Here is a 15,590-nt window from a genome sequence, read left to right as displayed (position 1 = left end):
GCTGATGAAGATCGAGGCGAAGGCGGCGAGGCCGTCGACATCGAGCTCGCCGCCTTCGAGCCGCATCAGCACCGACGGCCTGGCATCGTCGGGCTGGCTGGAATCGATGCGGCCCGAAAATTTCGCCTTGCCGAGAACGAGCTCGAGGTCGCTGAAGGCCTGGCGCTTACCGGTCAGGTCGACCTTGGCCTTGAAGCCGGCAGCCGGCAGCCGGCGGATCGCCTCGTCGACATCCTTCGACAGCCAGGCGGCAAAGCCGGAAGGCTGCGCCACGGCCAGAAGCAGCGAGCCGGTGAAGCCGAAATGATCCTCGACGCTAAGCATGCCGTTTGCTTCCAGCCTAGCGCGGCCGGGCAGCGTCGCGGCCAGCGACTTCACCGACCAGCCGGCATCGGCCGGCTCGGCGGAAAGGCGGACGTCGCGAACCGTCGTGTCGCCGGCCACCACCGCCGGCAGCTTCACCTCGACGGTGCCCGGTATGGTCGGCTTCGGCAAATCGAGCAGCGCCTGCTCCAACGCCGCGACACGCGCCGACAGCGTCAGCCCAGTGCCGGCCGCGGCACCAACCGCCTCATCGAACTGCACCTGCGCGCCATTGGCCTCGATCGAAAAGCGAGGGTTCGGCCCAAGCTCGACGGCAGCCTTGCCGTCGGCGGTGTAAGGATTGTCGAGCGGCCCGGTCTCGAAGCGGAATTCATCGACACCAAGCTTCCGGTGGTCGAGCGAGAATTTGCCATTCAGCCTGAATCCCGGCTCTGGCTTGCCGGCGCTGGCCTTTATCGTCCCACCGTCCGCGCCATCAATCAGCGCCGAACTCTTGTCGGCGCCATTCTTGTCAGAACCTGCGACCTTGAACTGGCCCGAATAGATCGCGGCGCCGTTGACGATACCGGCATTGCCGTCGGCCTCGACGACCAGCGGATAGGCATCCGGATCGGCCTTGAGCCTGAGCCGCATCTGCCCGTCGCCGCCGGCCCTGCCTGTGGACGCGATGACGGTGCTGCGCAGTCCGTCGAGCCGCAGCGAGCCGTCCATCCGCCAAGGCCCGGCCAGCGATTTGGCAGAGATCGTCGAATTGATCTCGGAAATGAGATGGCTGCGCCCGCCGGCGGCATGGCGCAGCGCGATCTCTCCGTCCGTCACCGTCAGCTTCTCGATCGAGATCTGGCCGGGATCGAAGGGCGACGACGGGCGCATCGTCCAGTCGACAGTGCCGTCGGCGGCAATGTCGATCGTCGCCTTCGGCCGCACCAGCCGCATGTCGAAGATCAGCACCTCACCGCTCAGGAAGGGCGCCAGTTCCGCATCCATCGAAAAAGTCTCGACGGTCATTGCCGGCTGGCCGGCAGGACCGCCGGCAACAGTGACGTTCGAAAAGGTCACCGAGGGAAACGGCAGCAGCCTCGCCGTCGCATCGCCCTGAACGGTTACCTTGCGGCCCAGAATGGCGCTCGCCTCGCGCTCGAAATCGGCACGGTAGCCCGTCCAGTCGATAAAGTACGGCACCACCAGCGCCGCACACAGCACCAGCACGAAAAGGCCACCGAAGATCACGAACAGGCGTGCGAGCATCAGCTCCGAAGCAGTTGATTGAAAATCAGCCGCACTCTACCCGCATCCGCGTGTCGATAAAGTGGCAATTTCCCGGCCGACAGGCTTCTAGAGCAAAAGATGGTAGCCAAGAAAACTCAGCGAGCGTCGCGCTTTGCCTGCGCCACCTTGGCCGCCTTGCGCTGTCGGCCGAGTTCCATCGGACGAACCAGGTTCGGCGCCCTCTGGTTCACCACCGCCCGCATGCCTTTGTGCGCGGTGCGCGTGTTGAACTCAGGACCGTCTGCCGCAGCGCCTTGCTTCATGGACAGCGCCTTGCGTGCATTGTCGACCAGCGAAACACGCGCCGCCAACTGGCGGCGGCGTTCGGCCTCGCCATTGAGCCGCCGCATGGCCATCGCCAGAACCTCGAGCTTCAGCTGCGAGCCACCGTCGGCCTTTGAGGCGGCAGCTCCTTTTGGCGCACCCTTGCCGCGTATCTCGCGGCGGCGCCGATGCGCCTCGCCCTGCGCCTTGTCGCGCCGCTCCCGCAACAGCTTGACCAGGCCGGAAAGCTCGGCGTCGGCAAGATCCTGCACCGCCGGATGGTGCGACTTCTCGACGAAAGCATGTTCGTCGGCGCTTAGCGCTCGAGCCTCTTCCTTGCGTGAAATCGCCATGACACCATTCCTCCGTCTGTGACGCCTGCCTCAAAACCTCATGTCCTTGGAGCCTCGGTCCAAATGGTGGTGCGGTCAAGCCGAGCACCATTTGATCTTCGTCCACTATGCGGCCGGCAGTATCTTCCCAGGGTTCATGATATTCAGCGGGTCGAGCGCTTGCTTGATCGTGCGCATGATGTCGACGCTGTGGCCGAGCTCATGGCGCAGGAAGCCGACCTTGCCCTGTCCGATGCCGTGCTCGCCGGTGCAGGTTCCATCCATGCCTATCGCCCGCATGTTCAGCCGCGCGACAAACTCTTCCGTCGCCGCGATTTCCTTCGGATCGTCCGCGTCCATCAGCACCAGCACATGGAAATTGCCGTCACCGGCATGGCCGACGATCGGCGCGATCAGTCCCATTTCGGCAATGTCGGCCTCGGTTTGCGTGACGCATTCGGCAAAGCGCGAGATCGGCACGCAGACGTCGGTCGACAGCCCCTTGGCGCCCGGCCGCAGCGTCAGCGACGACCAATAGGCGTCGTGCCTGGCCTTCCACAGCTTCGTTCGCTCCTCGGCGACACTGGTCCACAGGAATGGTCCGCCGCCATATTCTTCGGCGATCATGCCGAAGGTCTCGGCCTGCTCGGCAACGCCGGCGTCGCTGCCATGGAACTCGACGAACAGGCACGGGCTTTCGGGATAGTCGAGTTTCGAATAGCTCTTCATCGCCCGCATCTGCAGCGCGTTGACCAGTTCGATGCGCGCCACCGGAATGCCCATCTGGATCGTCGCGATCACAGCGTTGCAGGCCGCCTCGACGCTGGGAAACGGGCAGACGCCGCCGGAAATCGCCTGCGGAATGCCCTGCAGCTTCAGGGTCAGCTGGGTGATGATGCCGAGCGTGCCTTCCGAGCCGATCAGGAGCCGCGTCAAATCGTAACCGGCCGAACTCTTTTTTGCGCGCTTGCCGGTCGTCACCGTCTCGCCGTCGGCCATCACCGCCGTCAGCGACAACACATTCTCGCGCATCGTGCCGTAGCGCACCGCATTGGTGCCCGACGCCCGCGTCGCCGCCATGCCGCCGAGCGACGCATTCGCGCCCGGATCGATCGGGAAGAACAGGCCGGTGTCGCGCAGGTGCCGGTTGAGATCCTCGCGCGTCACGCCGGGCTCGACCGTGCAGTCGAGATCCTGCGGGTTGACCGCGAGGATGCGGTTCATCCGCGACGTGTCCAGCGAGATGCCGCCGCCCGGCGCGTTGGTGTGGCCCTCCAGCGAGGAGCCGACGCCGAAGGCGATCACCGGCACGCGGTGCGCTGCGCAGGCGCGCACGATCTCCTGCACCTCCGCCGTCGTCTCCGGAAACGCTACGCCATCCGGCGCCTGGGTCGGGATATAGGTGGTGGTATGCGCGTGCTGCGCGCGGATCGCCTCGCCGGTCTGGAACCGCTCACCCAGCCGCTGCTTGAGGATGCCGAGCACCGCGGCGATCCCTTCTTCATTGCGCTCGACCGGATTGAGGTCGCTCAGAGCCATCGATTCCTCCGCGAATGGACCAGCGCCCACTCTCGTTATTCGTTTATGGATGCGTAGTCTCACCGACCACGCTCTGTCCAGCGAGAAGGAAGTTTTCGATGCCCATCCCCGCCCCCTTCGTCTCTCGTGCCATGGCCATCGAAAAGGACTGGATCGACTACAACGGCCATCTCAACATGGCCTATTACAACGTGCTGTTCGATCGCTGCTCCGACAAAGCGTTCGAAATGATGGGAATGGGGATGGAGGAGTATGTGAAGCAGCGGCGGCTGACCATCTACACGGCCGAAGTCCATGTCTTCTATGTCAGGGAGCTGCATCTCGACCACAAGGTCATAGTCTCCTTCCAGCTCCTCGATCACGACGAAAAGCGGCTGAGAGCCTATCAGGAAATCCGCCATGTCGACGGTTGGCTCGCTGCTACTTCCGAATCGCTGTCGCTCCATGTTGACATGTCTGGACCGAAAGTGGCGCCCTTTCCGGCCGATGTGCTGGCCAAGATCGAGGCCATGCGCGCCGCTCATGCCGCGCTGCCGATGCCGGAGCGCGCCGGCCGTTCGATCGGTATCAAGGCGCGCCGCGGTTAAAAGTGTTCCGAGGGCAATGCTAAGCCATTGTTTTCATGCGTGTCGTTGCCCTAAAGCCACTATCCGCTGTTGACTGACAGCCATTCGTTGTAAGCCGGCTTGAACCGCGACCCGACCGCCGTTAACCTTACCGAGGTTTTAACGTGAACAAGCCGAATTGAGGCGTTGAACGACTCAGCACGGCGGTCGAGAACCGTCCCTATCGAGTTGCGATACGGGCGGCTGGGCGGAAGCGGTTCGGGGAACGTGCATGAAAACCGACATCAAGGTCGAGGCGGACAGGCTAGCGGCCGACCCACGCATTAGCGACTATGACTTCTGGCGCTCACTGAAGAACCTCAACAACGAGATCTTTCACATCGCCAACAACAACGAGCCGATCCCTTTCGCCATGATCCGCTGGCGCGCCATACTGAAGCAAGCGCGGATGAAACGCGGGCACGCCTGATCGGAGGTCACGCCGAGGCCAGCATTGCCCTTCCCTGAGAATCAAGCCGACTCCTTAAGCGCTCCCAGCGGCGAACGCGCCACCACCGGTGACGACTGAATAATCGCGGTGTTGGTCATCGCAAACGGAATGATGCGGTCGATCACCCGTTCGAGCTCGGCCACCGAGCCGACATGCGCCAGCGCGATGAAACAGTCCTCGCCGGTCACCCGGTCGCACTGGGCGATTTCCGGCAAATCGCGGATGATCTCGGCCACCACAGCCAGTTGCCCGGGCACCGGCCTGATCCGCAGCCATGCCGATAGTTTCATGCCGAGCGCGGCCGGATTGATCCGCACCGTGTAGGCCTCGATCACGCCGCTCTCCTGCAGCCGCCGGATGCGCTCGGCCACGCTCGGCGCCGACAGGCCGACCGAGCGCGCCAGTTCAGCCGTGCTGGTGCGCGCATCCTTTTCCAATAGGCGCAGGATTTTCAGATCCGCCGCATCCAGGTCGGCATTTTCGTTTCGAAGGCGTTTCAACGAAAAATCCTTGGCATTGGAAGATCAATGGTCTCTTTGGTTGATCATTATCCATATAAACCGGAAAGAAAGCCTGCGATAGTGATCCAATGGATGATTCAGCGCAAGCCCCCGCGGCAAGCCCTGCCCTCGCCGGCCCTGCCTTTGGCAAGCTGGCGACCTCGCTGCCGCCGCATGTCTGGTTTGGTGTCAGCGCCGTGTTCCATTATCTCGGGCCGGCTTTCGCCGTGCTGCTTTTCCCGCATGTCGGCGTGCTCGGCATGGCCTGGCTGCGCATCGTCACGGCCGCCCTGGTCTTCGCGCCAATGACCCGGCCGTGGACGGTCTTTGCCCGCGCCGACCGGCCGACACGACTGTTGCTTCTGGCCTTTGGTGCTTGTCTGGGCGTGATGAATTGCTCCTTCTACCTGGCGCTCGACCGGTTGCCGATCTCGCTGGTCGCGGCGATCGAATTCGTCGGCACCATCGGTGTCGCGCTGGTCGGCGTCAGAAGCCCGCGCAATCTCGGCGCGCTTGCCGTTGCGGTCATCGGCACCTTGCTGCTGATCGACGTCAAATGGTCGAGCGACCCGATCGGCCTGTTCTGGGCCTTCCTCAACGGCGCCCTGTTCGTTGGCTACATCGTGCTTGGCCATCGCGTCGCCCGCGCCGGCGCTGGCGACGGCATCGCCGGCCTTGGTGCCGCCATGGCGGTGGCCTTCCTCATCGTGCTGCCGATAGGCTTCAGCGATGCGTTGCCGGCTTTCTCGGCCCCGCCACTGCTCATCGCCGCCATCGGCGTCGGCATCTGCTCGTCGGTCATCCCCTATATCTGCGACCAGCTTGCCATGTCGCGGCTGCCGCGATCGAGCTTCGCGCTGATGCTGTCGTTGCTGCCGGTCACCGCCACGCTGATCGGCGTCATTGTGCTCCGCCAGATACCCAGCCCCATCGATTGCCTCGGCATCGCGCTGGTGGTGGCCGGCGTCGCTTTCCACAAACCGGCAAATGTCTGATCAGGCCAGCTTTTCCCTGAGGAAGGTGCTCGTCCGGCCCCAGGCGAGGTCCGCCGCGTTCTTGTCGTAGCGGGCCGCGGATGTGTCGTTGTTGAAGGCATGATTGGCACCTTCATAGACATAGACCGTGTACTCGATCTTGGCTGCATCGAGTTCCTTCTTGAAGGCGTCGATACCGGCATTGATGCGGGTGTCGAGCCCGGCATAATGCAGCAGCAGCGCCGCCTTGATCTTCGGCACATCCTCGGCCTTCGGCTGCATCCCGTAATAGGCGACGGCGGCAGCCAAATCCGGCGTGTTGGCAGCCAGTGTGTTCACCGTGCCGCCGCCCCAGCAGAAGCCGACCGCGCCGACCTTGCCGTTGCCATCCGCGTAGCTCTTGAGGAAAGCGACCGTTGCGACCGCATTGGCGGTGGTCTGCGCCGGATCGAGCTTGGAAAACTGGTCACGCGCCTTGTCTTCGTCGGCCGGCGTGCCGCCGAGCGGCGACAGGAAGTCCGGGGCGAGCGCCACGAACCCTTCCAGCGCCACGCGCCGCGCCACATCGCGTATATGCGGGTTGAGCCCTCTGTTCTCATGCACGACGATGACGGTGCCGAGCTTGCCGGATTGGCCGGCTGGCTTGACCAGATAGCCCTTCATCTCGCCACCGCTGCCGGGATAGCTGATGTCCTCGCCCGTCACGCGTGAATCGTCCTCGGCAACGATCGCCGCCCGGGCTGAATTCGCCGCCAGCAGTGGTGCGATTGCGGCGGCCGCCGCACCTGATCCGGCAAGCCTGGTCAACCGTTCCATGAAGCGCCGCCGGTCGAGCGTCAGATGCGTGTATTCATCATAGGCGTCGATCATCGCCTGGGTAATGGCGGGTCTCGTGACGGCTGGGCTGGCAGGGCTCGGTTTCGTCATGGCGCGCTCTCCTCGGCTTCTGGAAATACTCCCGCCGCGCAACATAGGGTAGAAGCCGGCATGATCCAGTCACGGATGAGTGAGGTCCCAGCACGCAGCGCGCTCCACAATGTCGGTCGGCCTGCATTAGCTATGGACCGCCGGAGCGTTTTCCTTAGGATGCCCAAGGGGACATCCGTAAGCTTGCGGCTATGTCGAGCTTGGGTGGGGCATGCTGGCATACAAAGTGGGGAAATGGCGCACGCTCGGGCTGATGGCCCGTTTCGCGGCCGAGCCGCTGACGGCAGCGCGTAACGCGCATCGCGCCTTCGGCCTCTTCATCCGCGCTGACTACCCGCACTCGACCGCGGCAAAGCCGCGCCGCGTCTTCATGATCGCCGATGCCGAACTCTACAAGACCATGCTGTCCGATACCGAGACTTGGCGCAACGTCCAGATCAGTGCGACCAGCAAGAGGTCGGGCGCCTCACAACGCCTGTCCTACGGCATGACGAGACTGCGCGGCGAACGTCATGAGCACTATCGCAAACTTTTCGCACCGCCGCTGAAGCGACCAGCCGTCATGGCGATGAGCCCTGAGATGGCGCGGATCGCCGCTGAACAGGTCGCGAGTTGGCCGCTCGGCGCCGCCTTTCCGCTGACAGAGGCCGCAAAGACGATGGCCAAGCATTTGGCGATCGGCCTTCTCTTCGGCGACGACCACCGGCGCGCCATGCCGATCGCCGAGATGATTGCGCGGGCGATGCAGGCGAGCTGGATCGTCCCCACCCCCGCTTTCTTCCGCTGGCTCCGCGAGGCCGAGGGTCAGGAACGCGCCATCCTTTCCTGGGCGGAGGAAAAGCGCGGCAACAAGGACGCGCAGGACATCCTGTCGATCCTCGTCAACAACACCGACGAGGTGGGCAAGCCACCCTCGGTCGAACTGATCGGCGGCATCGTCAGCTTCGTCTTCGGCGCTGCCTATGACACCTGCCAGAACGCGCTGGCCTGGACCGTGATCCTGCTCACCCAGCATCCGGACGCCATGGCAGGACTGGTCGCGGAGATCGACGCGGCAACCGGCGGCAGGCCTGCTACAATGAACCGGATCGGCACGCTGCCGCTGCTCGACGCAACGATCAGGGAAGCGATGCGGCTTTTCCCGCCGGTGCCCTTGCAGATGCGCAGGGCGACCAGGACGACGATACTGGGCGCAGAGCCGATTACCCGCGGCGATCTGGTTTTGATCAGCGCCATGACGATCAACCGCGATCCATCGCTCTATCCCGATCCCGACAGCTTTCGGCCGGACCGCTGGGCCACAATCCGGCCATCGCCGTTCCAGTACACGGTATTCGGCGCAGGCGGCCACATGTGCCCCGGCGTCACCTTCGGCCTGCAGATGATGAAGATCGCGTTGGCCACCATCCTGTCGAAGCGCTCGGTGGAGCTGTCGCCGGCAGCGCGGATCGCCTACCGCACCAGAGTAACCCTGGCGCCGATCGGCAACGTCGAGGTGATCATGCGCCCGCGCGGCGAGGCTGCCCGTTCGGTCCGGGCGACTGGCCGGTTCCGCGAGCTCGTCGTGATCCCGGCACTGACATAGGAAACTGCCAATGGTCGCGCAGCAGAAAATGATCCGCATCTACGACCGGGTCATGAAGAGCAGCAAGCAGCGCCGCTACTACGGCGGTAGCGGATTCTACAATTTCGGCTACTGGGCGACGGGCGCCACGTCGCAGCGCGAAGCCAGCGAAGCGCTTGTCGACACGTTGCTGGCGCGGCTGCCGAAGAAGGACGGCCGCATCCTCGACGTCGCCTGCGGGCTCGGCGCATCGACGAAACGGTTGCTGCTGTCCTATCCGCCGGAGGCCGTCACCGCCATCAACATCTCCGCCGCCCAGGTTGCGACGGCGCGCCAGAACGCTCCCGGTGCAACGGTGCTGCAGATGGATGCCGTCAAGCTCGCCTTCGCCGACGAGAGTTTCGACGCGATCATCTGCGTCGAGGCGGCCTTCCATTTCGATACGCGTGCGGCTTTCGTCGCGGAAGCCTTCCGGGTGCTCAAGCCCGGCGGCGTGCTGGTGCTGTCCGACATCCTGTTTCGGGGTTTCACCTCTGCAATCTCTGATCGCCTTGGCGTGCCGAAGGCCAATCTGGTCTCCGACATTGCTTCCTACCGGGTGCTGTTCGGCGCGGCCGGCTTTCAGGACGTCAAGGTAGAGGACGCCACCGACAATTGCCTTGGCGGCTTCCGCCGCAGCCTCGTCGCGTGGCCGGCATCGGAACGGGCGAAAGGCACCATGAGCCTGAAGTCCAGCCTCGGCACCGCCATCGTCTGCCGGCTCATCGCCGGTTATTTCGGCGCTGTCGCCAGGGCCTATCTGCTGGTCTCGGCGCGAAAGCCGTAACGCGATCGCGCCACGCCGTCATCACGTTTTTGTAATTGATGGCAAATCTTGACGTTCCTGCCACAATATAAAGGAAAGCTGCTGGTGGTGACGTCGCCCACGCTGGCTGGCTCTGACAAGAAGGAACAAACGCGCATGACCTTCCCCACCCCGATCCTCGTAAGCGCATTCGTGCTTGCCGGCGCTGCCCTACTGACGTTCCGGTCCGCAGCCTTCGCTGCCACCAGGCGATCGATGGTCAAGGTCCGCAGCAACCGGCGCCGGCCTGCAAGCAGCGTGAAAAGCAATCCTGGCCTCTGAAAGAACTCTCTACTTCGGCAGCGTGTAGGCCATCACATAATCCCCCGGCTTGGTGCCGACCGAGCCATGGCCGCCGGCGACGATGACCACGAATTGGCGTCCATCGGCGACCGTGTAGGTCATCGGCGTCGACTGCCCGCCGGCCGGCAGCCGGGTCTGCCAGAGCTGCCTGCCGGTCGTCAGATCATAGGCGCGGAAGAAGTCGTCGACCGCAGCACCAAGGAAGGCGACGCCGCCGGCGGTGATCATCGGCCCACCGATGCCCGGCACGCCGACCTTGAACGGCAGCGGCAGCGGCGTCATGTCGTAGACGGTGCCGTTGCGATGCTTGTAGACGATCTTGCCGGTCCTGAGATCGGCGCCCGCGACATAGCCCCAGGGCGGTGCCTGGCAGGGGATGCCGAGCGGCGACAGAAACGGCTTCAATATCACTGCATAAGGCGCACCTTCATTGCGGTTGAGGCCCTGTTCGCTGCCTTTGGTATCGCCCGGCGGCGGCACGTCCGCGCGCGGCACCAGCTTGGAGATGAACGCCAGGTATGTCGGCATGCCGAACATCACCTGCCGGACCGGATCGACCGCCACGCCGCCCCAGTTGAACGTGCCGAAATTGCCGGGATAGATCAGCGAGCCTTGCAGCGACGGCGGCGTGTAGCGGCCCTCGTAGCGCAGTTTAAGGAACTCGATCCGGCAAGCCAGCTGGTCGAACATGGTGATGCCCCACATGTCGGCGCCGGTCAGCGGCTTCGGATTGAAGCTCAGGTCCGAAACCGGCTGCGTCGGCGAGGTGTGGTCGCCCTCGATCGCGCCGCCCGGCGCCGGCACTTCGTTGATCGGGACGATCGGCTCGCCGCTGCGCCGGTCGAGCACATAGAGGTCGCCCTGTTTGGTCGGCCCGACCAGCGCCGGCACGACGCCGGCAGCCGTGGTGATGTCGACCAGCGTCGGCTGCGCCGGCACGTCCATGTCCCAGAGATCGTGATGCACGGTCTGCCGCACCCACCGCAATTGTCCGGTGTTGAGATCGAGCGCTGTGACCGAAGAGGAGAATTTCTCGTCATTGGCGCTCCGCCCGGCGCCGAGCTGATCCGGCGTCTTGTTGCCGAGCGGCACATAGAGCAAACCGAGCTTCTCGTCGGCGCTCGCCGTCGACCACATGTTGGGCGAGTTGTTGGTATAGGTCTGACCCGGTGCCAGTGGCGTCGTCTGGTCCGGATTGCCCGAATCCCAGTTCCAAATCAGGGCGCCGGTGTCGACGTCGAAGGCACGGATGACGCCGGACGGCTCCTGCGTTGAATAATTGTCGTTGACCGCGCCGCCGACGATGATCTTGTTGGCGACGATCAGCGGCGCCGACGTCGAATAATAATAGCCCGGCTTCGGATATGGCATGTTGGCGAGCAGGTTCAACGTGCCGCCTTCGGCAAATGTGGGACAGACCTGGCCATTCGCGGCGTCGAGCGCGATCAGCCGGGCGTCGGATGTCGGCAGATAGACGCGTGCTGCACAGGGCTGGCCGGCGGCGATTTTGGCATCGGCATAATAGGACACGCCGCGGCACGTCTGGTGCTGGCGGTCCTTGTCCAGCTTGACCTGGGGATCGAAGCGCCATTTCTCCTTGCCGCTCGCGGCATCTATGGCAATGGCGAAATTGTGCGGTGTGCAAATGTAGAGCGTGTCGGCGACCTTCAGCGGCGTCACCTGATAGGTTGTCTCAGTGACGTCGTCGGGCCCTTTCACGTCACCGGTGCGATAGGTCCAGGCCGGCTGCAAATTGGCAACGTTCTCGGCGGTGATCTGATCGAGCGGCGAATAGCGCTGGCCATACTGCGTGCGACCGTAATAGTGCCATTCGCCGGCTGGCACGTTGCCGCCGAGGTCGGCCGTCGGCGTCACCTCATCGGTGTTGAGTTGGCCGGCGATATCCTTTGGATCGGTTGTCATCGAATAGCCGGCGACGGCAAGCGACGCCAGCACCGCGAGGATCAGCGGCGCGCGTCCATCGGGACCGGTGAGCCCGCGCCGCGCCCACGGCGTCAATAGCCACAACGAGATAAGCACGATGATGCCGCCGCGCGGACCGAGTTCCCACCAGTCGAAGCCGATTTCCCAGACCGCCCAGCAGAGCGTGCCGATGACGATCGCCGCGTAGAGCCACAGCGCCATGGATTTGCGCCTGTAGAGCAGCCAGCCAGCGACGAGGAAGGCGATGCCGGCAATAATGTAGTACCAACTGCCGCCCAGCGAAGCTAACCAGATGCCGCCGCCGCCAAGCGCCAGGCCGATGAGGAAAAGGATGAGGGAGGTAACGACGACAGCCAAGACGATGCTCCTTCGACTGGTGCGCGCTTCGCAACGCGTCTATGGGCAACCCGGCATTGCGTTCCTGCCCCGAGCACAACTTTCTCCGACCCGCCGTGGCTGTCAAGCAAGCTCCGCGTTTTAGGCGTGGACCCACAGCAAGCTCGACGTTTTGGGTCGCGGACCCATCCAGATTGTGGTTCTACGGACTGGACAGAGAACAAAACGGAGACACTTCTGGCCTTTCGCTGCCGAATCACTACATTCGGGGGAGATGTCCGGCTTTTCGGAAGATATGCCTTTTTTTGACGAACCGAACGCGCGGCCTGTGGCCCCGTCGGGCATTGCTGCGCGCGCCATGGCTGCCCGCAGCGGCCACAACAATGCGCCCGATTATCTGAACGGGCTCAACCCCGAGCAGCGGCTGGCGGTGGAAACCACCGAAGGCCCGGTTCTGGTGCTGGCCGGCGCCGGCACCGGCAAGACGCGCGTCTTGACCACCCGCATCGCCCACATCCTCGCCACCGGTAAGGCCTTCCCGTCGCAGATCCTCGCCGTCACCTTCACCAACAAGGCCGCGCGCGAAATGAAGCAGCGCATCGGCCTCTTGATCGGCGAAGGCAATGTGGAAGGCATGCCGTGGCTCGGCACCTTCCACTCGATTGGCGTGAAGCTCTTACGCCGGCACGCCGAGCTTGCCGGGCTCAAATCCGATTTCACCATTCTTGACACCGATGATGTCGTGCGCCTGATCAAGCAGCTCATCCAGGCCGAAGGGCTGGACGACAAGCGCTGGCCGGCCAAGCAGTTCGCCCAGATGATCGACGGCTGGAAGAACAAGGGGCTTGGCCCCGCCGACATTCCCGAGGGCGACGCCCGCGCCTTCGCCAACGGCAAGGGCCGAGAACTCTACAAGGCCTACCAGGAGCGGCTGAAGACGCTGAACGCCTGCGACTTCGGCGACCTCCTGTGCCATCCGATCCGCATCTTCCGCGCCAATCCGGACGTGCTGAAGGAATATCATAAGCGTTTTCGCTACATCCTCGTCGATGAATATCAGGACACCAACACCGCGCAGTACATATGGCTGCGCCTTTTGGCGCAGCGGCCACAATCCTCCCCCCTCGAGGGGGAGGTGCCCGCGAAGCGGGCGGAGGGGGTCGCCTCAGAAGGCACCGCCAGAGCGTCGAGCACTGCCGCACGGACCCCACCCGGCCGGGCTTTGCCCGGCCACCCTCCCCTCAAGGGGGAGGGAAACCCGCGCCCGGCCACGGTTAATATCTGCTGCGTCGGCGACGACGACCAATCCATCTACGGCTGGCGCGGGGCCGAGGTCGACAACATCCTGCGCTTCGACAAGGACTTCCCCGGCGCCACGATCATCCGGCTGGAGCGCAACTATCGCTCCACCGCGCACATCCTCGGCACCGCCTCCCACCTCATCGCCCACAATGAAGGCCGCTTCGGCAAGACGCTGTTCACCGAAAAAATCGCGGAAGACGATGAGAAGGTGCATGTCCATGCCGCCTGGGATTCCGAGGAGGAAGCCCGCGCCGTCGGCGAAACCATCGAAGCCTATCAGCGGCAGAAGCACAATCTCAACGACATGGCCATTCTTGTCCGAGCGTCCTTCCAGATGCGCGAATTCGAGGACCGTTTCGTCACGCTCGGCCTCAACTACCGCGTCATCGGCGGCCCGCGCTTCTACGAACGCCTCGAAATCCGCGATGCGCTGGCCTTCTTCCGCGTCGTCGCGCAAGGCGCAGACGACCTTGCCTTCGAGCGCATCGTCAACGTGCCGAAGCGCGGGTTGGGCGAAGCCACCATCCGCCAGATCCACGATACCGCCAGGGCGCTGCGCATCCCGATGCTGGAGGCCGCCGCCAAGCTCGCCGAAAGCGACGAGTTGAAGCCGAAGCCGCGCGCCGCGCTGCGCGAGGTATCAGCCAATTTCGAGCGCTGGCAGAAGGCGCTGGAAACCACGCCGCACACCGAGCTGGCCGAGACCATACTGGAGGAGAGCGGCTATACCGATATGTGGAAGAACGACCGCTCGGTGGAAGCTCCTGGCCGGCTGGAAAACCTGAAAGAACTGATCCGCTCCATGGAGGAGTATGAGTCGCTGCGCTCCTTCCTCGAACATGTCGCACTCGTGATGGACGCCGAGCAGAACGCCGAGCTCGACGCCGTCAACATCATGACGCTGCATTCGGCCAAGGGCCTCGAATTCGAGACCGTTTTTCTGCCCGGCTGGGAGGAAGGCCTTTTTCCACACCAGCGCGCACTCGACGAGGGCGGCCGCTCCGGGCTGGAGGAAGAACGGCGGCTGGCCTATGTCGGCCTGACCCGTGCCAAGAAGAACCTGCATTTGTGGTTCGTCTCCAACCGCCGCATCCATGGTCTGTGGCAATCGACGATCCCGTCGCGTTTCCTCGACGAATTGCCGGAAGCCCATGTCGAGGTCGCCGAAAGCGGCAACAGCTACGGCGGTTACGGCAATTCCTATGGCGGCGGCTCGTTCGCATCGGGCCGTGGCGGCCAAGGAGCAGGAAGGCAGAACCCCTATGGCGCCTCGCGTTTCGACAATGTCGGAGCCGAGAAATCCGGCGCCTTCTCCAACACCTATGCGACGCCGGGCTGGCAGCGCGCGCAACAGAACCGCACCGAGGCAACCGACCGCAACTGGGGCTCGCGCTCCGGCCATCAGGTCGAGCGCATCGGCTATGGCGAGACCGACTCGGGCTATGGTGCCGGCCGCACCAGCGTAAAAGGCCGGACCATCGACGGCGAGCTGGTCGCCAAATCCGTCGCTGACACGCCGTCGGCCTTCAATGTCGGCGACCGCGTCTTCCACCAGAAATTCGGCAACGGCAACATTTCGGCCATCGACGGCAACAAGCTGACCATCGACTTCGACAAGGCCGGCCAGAAACGCGTGCTGGATGGATTTGTCACCGGGGTGTGAGAGACAGCAAAATCAATAAAAAGAGCCGGATCAGACGCACGCCGACCCTCGCCGCAATCGACATTGCCACCCACATCAACAAGGTCGCGTCCTGGTCCTTCATCCTGTTCGGCGTCACCATCGTGCTCTTCGCCACGGTGCGCGCCACCGGCGCGGTGATGCCGCCTCTGATCATCCTGGTGATCTCGGTGCTTCTGGTGCGCACCAGCTTCGCCTATTTCTTCCGAAGCGTGATCGGCGAGGAAGCGCTGTGGTGGAGCTTTCCGGTCGGCTCGATCACGTCGCTCGCGCTGGCAGCGGCCTATTACCGCTTCGGCCGCTGGCGCACCATGCATATGATCGAGGACAGGCCGGCCGCCGGCGAGCCGCCGGACACCGGTCTCGGCGTGCCGCGCCAGCGCGCGCATCTTTCGCCCGAGACGCCGAACGGCTGAACGATCGGCTCACCG

General features: G+C 63.9%; 14 protein-coding genes. 8 read left to right on the top strand and 6 right to left on the bottom strand.

Features of this window, described 5'->3' with window-relative positions:
- The 3 genes from EOC93_RS15885 to EOC93_RS15875 form a co-directional block, all read right to left on the bottom strand.
- The coding region (locus EOC93_RS15885) for an AsmA family protein (RefSeq protein ID WP_127205085.1) at window positions 1-1,572 on the bottom strand (1,572 nt) is incomplete at its 3' end.
- Window positions 1,573-1,688: 116 nt separating this feature from the next.
- On the bottom strand, window positions 1,689-2,210 hold the full coding sequence (locus EOC93_RS15880; protein WP_127205084.1) for a hypothetical protein: 522 nt from the start codon (window positions 2,208-2,210) through the stop codon (window positions 1,689-1,691).
- A gap of 105 nt (window positions 2,211-2,315) precedes the next feature.
- Window positions 2,316-3,728: an FAD-linked oxidase C-terminal domain-containing protein gene (locus EOC93_RS15875; protein WP_126105921.1), complete on the bottom strand. Its 1,413-nt coding sequence runs from the start codon at window positions 3,726-3,728 to the stop codon at window positions 2,316-2,318.
- Between the two features lie 98 nt (window positions 3,729-3,826).
- On the opposite strand from EOC93_RS15875, the gene EOC93_RS15870 reads away from it, so the two are divergent.
- Window positions 3,827-4,315, top strand: coding sequence for a thioesterase family protein (locus tag EOC93_RS15870; protein WP_127205083.1), 489 nt, complete (start codon window positions 3,827-3,829; stop codon window positions 4,313-4,315).
- A gap of 250 nt (window positions 4,316-4,565) precedes the next feature.
- The gene (locus EOC93_RS15865) at window positions 4,566-4,763 is read left to right on the top strand and encodes a hypothetical protein (RefSeq protein ID WP_006335908.1); all 198 of its coding nucleotides are present in this window, start codon (window positions 4,566-4,568) and stop codon (window positions 4,761-4,763) included.
- Between the two features lie 41 nt (window positions 4,764-4,804).
- On the opposite strand, the gene EOC93_RS15860 is transcribed toward EOC93_RS15865, so the two are convergent.
- Window positions 4,805-5,284 carry an Lrp/AsnC family transcriptional regulator gene (locus tag EOC93_RS15860; RefSeq protein ID WP_127205082.1) on the bottom strand — a complete coding sequence of 160 codons (480 nt, stop codon included), beginning with the start codon at window positions 5,282-5,284 and terminating at the stop codon, window positions 4,805-4,807.
- Window positions 5,285-5,373: 89 nt separating this feature from the next.
- Between EOC93_RS15860 and EOC93_RS15855 the strand changes: the two genes are divergently transcribed.
- Window positions 5,374-6,279, top strand: coding sequence for a DMT family transporter (locus tag EOC93_RS15855; protein ID WP_095483363.1), 906 nt, complete (start codon window positions 5,374-5,376; stop codon window positions 6,277-6,279).
- Here EOC93_RS15855 and EOC93_RS15850 read toward each other — a convergent pair whose 3' ends face one another.
- The gene (locus tag EOC93_RS15850; protein ID WP_127205081.1) at window positions 6,280-7,185 is read right to left on the bottom strand and encodes a dienelactone hydrolase family protein; all 906 of its coding nucleotides are present in this window, start codon (window positions 7,183-7,185) and stop codon (window positions 6,280-6,282) included. It abuts the gene before it with no gap.
- A 211-nt stretch (window positions 7,186-7,396) separates the two neighbouring features.
- Here EOC93_RS15850 and EOC93_RS15845 point away from each other — a divergent pair, with 211 nt between their 5' ends.
- From EOC93_RS15845 to EOC93_RS15835, 3 genes are read left to right on the top strand one after another with little or no spacing between them, the layout of a single operon-like run.
- The gene (locus tag EOC93_RS15845) at window positions 7,397-8,770 is read left to right on the top strand and encodes a cytochrome P450 (RefSeq protein WP_126105913.1); all 1,374 of its coding nucleotides are present in this window, start codon (window positions 7,397-7,399) and stop codon (window positions 8,768-8,770) included.
- Window positions 8,771-8,780: 10 nt separating this feature from the next.
- Entirely contained in the window at window positions 8,781-9,575 is a 795-nt protein-coding gene (locus tag EOC93_RS15840) for a class I SAM-dependent methyltransferase (protein ID WP_127205080.1), read from the top strand.
- 48 nt (window positions 9,576-9,623) lie between these two features.
- The gene (locus EOC93_RS15835) at window positions 9,624-9,875 is read left to right on the top strand and encodes a hypothetical protein (protein WP_127205079.1); all 252 of its coding nucleotides are present in this window, start codon (window positions 9,624-9,626) and stop codon (window positions 9,873-9,875) included.
- A gap of 9 nt (window positions 9,876-9,884) precedes the next feature.
- Here EOC93_RS15835 and EOC93_RS15830 read toward each other — a convergent pair whose 3' ends face one another.
- Window positions 9,885-12,197 carry a glucose/quinate/shikimate family membrane-bound PQQ-dependent dehydrogenase gene (locus tag EOC93_RS15830; RefSeq protein WP_127205078.1) on the bottom strand — a complete coding sequence of 771 codons (2,313 nt, stop codon included), beginning with the start codon at window positions 12,195-12,197 and terminating at the stop codon, window positions 9,885-9,887.
- 253 nt (window positions 12,198-12,450) lie between these two features.
- Here EOC93_RS15830 and EOC93_RS15825 point away from each other — a divergent pair, with 253 nt between their 5' ends.
- Both EOC93_RS15825 and EOC93_RS15820 read left to right on the top strand, forming a co-directional pair.
- Complete coding sequence (locus EOC93_RS15825) at window positions 12,451-15,141, top strand: UvrD-helicase domain-containing protein (protein WP_127205077.1); 2,691 nt, start codon at window positions 12,451-12,453, stop codon at window positions 15,139-15,141.
- Window positions 15,138-15,575, top strand: a complete 438-nt coding sequence (locus EOC93_RS15820) for a hypothetical protein (protein ID WP_245461471.1) — start codon at window positions 15,138-15,140, stop codon at window positions 15,573-15,575. The genes EOC93_RS15825 and EOC93_RS15820 overlap by 4 nt, the downstream gene beginning before the upstream one ends.
- The last annotated feature ends 15 nt before the right edge of the window (window positions 15,576-15,590 follow it).

It is taken from the genome of Mesorhizobium sp. M6A.T.Ce.TU.002.03.1.1, assembly GCF_003997275.1.
Lineage (GTDB): Bacteria > Pseudomonadota > Alphaproteobacteria > Rhizobiales > Rhizobiaceae > Mesorhizobium > Mesorhizobium mediterraneum.
Note: the sequence above shows the minus strand (reverse complement) of the source record. Positions and strands in the feature narration are given on the sequence as shown.

Coding starts and splice junctions, on each gene's coding strand:
- EOC93_RS15825 (WP_127205077.1), top strand. CDS start 12,451: ATGTCCGGCTTTTCGGAAGATATGCCTTTTTTTGACGAACCGAACGCG.
- EOC93_RS15845 (WP_126105913.1), top strand. CDS start 7,397: ATGCTGGCATACAAAGTGGGGAAATGGCGCACGCTCGGGCTGATGGCC.
- EOC93_RS15875 (WP_126105921.1), bottom strand. CDS start 3,728: ATGGCTCTGAGCGACCTCAATCCGGTCGAGCGCAATGAAGAAGGGATC.
- EOC93_RS15855 (WP_095483363.1), top strand. CDS start 5,374: ATGGATGATTCAGCGCAAGCCCCCGCGGCAAGCCCTGCCCTCGCCGGC.
- EOC93_RS15870 (WP_127205083.1), top strand. CDS start 3,827: ATGCCCATCCCCGCCCCCTTCGTCTCTCGTGCCATGGCCATCGAAAAG.
- EOC93_RS15880 (WP_127205084.1), bottom strand. CDS start 2,210: ATGGCGATTTCACGCAAGGAAGAGGCTCGAGCGCTAAGCGCCGACGAA.
- EOC93_RS15840 (WP_127205080.1), top strand. CDS start 8,781: ATGGTCGCGCAGCAGAAAATGATCCGCATCTACGACCGGGTCATGAAG.
- EOC93_RS15850 (WP_127205081.1), bottom strand. CDS start 7,185: ATGACGAAACCGAGCCCTGCCAGCCCAGCCGTCACGAGACCCGCCATT.
- EOC93_RS15865 (WP_006335908.1), top strand. CDS start 4,566: ATGAAAACCGACATCAAGGTCGAGGCGGACAGGCTAGCGGCCGACCCA.